The 1,451-nt window shown below is 44.2% G+C and carries 1 protein-coding gene; it reads left to right on the top strand.

Features of this window, described 5'->3' with window-relative positions; translation table 11 throughout:
• The coding region (locus tag BUB86_RS16870; protein ID WP_139261764.1) for a BspA family leucine-rich repeat surface protein at positions 1-1,451 on the top strand (1,451 nt) is incomplete at both ends.

Consider the following 1,451-nt stretch of genomic DNA (forward strand, 5'->3'; position numbering starts at 1 on the left):
GAGAGTGAGGAAATGTTCGTAAACTGCACCAATCTTGTTGGAGGCGCAGGCACCATTTACAACGAAAGCCATGTGGATGCTACTTATGCACATCTTGACGGAGGAACCTCAAATCCTGGTTATTTCACAGATAAGAACGCACCAGTGATTACGAATCCTGAGCCTTATGCTGTACTAAGTGAGAACAACACCATACTGACGTTCTACTATGATAGTCAGAAAGATGCTAGGAATGGTATGAGTGTAGGGCCGTTCAGTAGCGATACTGGCTATCAGTCTTGGCTTAGATCTGTAGATTATATCACTAAGGCTGTGTTCGACGCTTCATTTGCAAATTGTACTACACTCACAAGTACAGCCTACTGGTTCTTCATGTGCAGGAAACTTACCATTATTGAGGGCATTGAGAATCTCAAGACGGATAATGTGACAGACATGAGTGGGATGTTTACTAGTTGTTATGCACTAACAAGCCTTGATGTAAGCAAATTCAAGACGGATAATGTGACAGACATGAGTGAGATGTTTTTAGGTTGTTTAGCTTTAACAAGCCTTGATGTAAGCAATTTCAAGACGGACAAAGTAACAACCATGGGCTCTATGTTTAACGCCTGTGCCAGCCTGACAAGCCTTGATGTAAGTAATTTTAAGACGGACAACGTGACAAACATGTTTGGGATGTTCACTAGTTCTGGCCTGACAAGTCTTGACGTGAGCAGTTTTATTACGACCAATGTGACAAATATGAATGGGATGTTCTCTTATTGTTCTAGCCTGACAAGCCTTGACGTAAGCAATTTCAATACGGACAACGTTACAGACATGAGCGGGATGTTCGATGGTTGTTCTAATTTAGTCACCATTTATGCAGGAAATGAGTGGAGAACCGATAATGTATCAAGCAGTGTAGGTATGTTTGGCGAATGCACAAATCTCGTTGGTGGCAAAGGTACCGTCTATGATCCTGAGCATACTGATGTCAGCTACGCCCATATCGACGGTGGCCCTTCTAATCCAGGTTACTTCACTGATAAGAACGCGCAAGAAATTACTGCCACATTCGACGGAGTGACCCTTACTGTTGTTGGACAAACCACAATGGCTCTGGCTTTGGAGCAGGTTGGTGGTCGCGATGTGGTTGCTAAGGATATCGCAGCTATCGTATGGAACAGTACTGAGGCTATCACTCGCAGTGACATTGAGGGCTTTGGCAATCCTAACTTGCTGATTTATGTACAAGCAGATTCGCTGGCTCCAGAAGGAGTGAACAATGTGGTTGTCGATGGTAAGGCCAAGAACATCGTTCTGGTGGATGCTGATGGCAATAACAACTTCTATGTTCCACAGGAGTTTACAGCCGAGAAGATCAGCTACACTCGCGAGTTTAAGCAGACCACCAAGAAGAATGTAAGTCGCGGTTGGGAAGGCATCTGTCTGCCATTCGATGTACA

Source organism: Xylanibacter ruminicola (genome assembly GCF_900142525.1).
Classification (GTDB): domain Bacteria; phylum Bacteroidota; class Bacteroidia; order Bacteroidales; family Bacteroidaceae; genus Prevotella; species Prevotella ruminicola_A.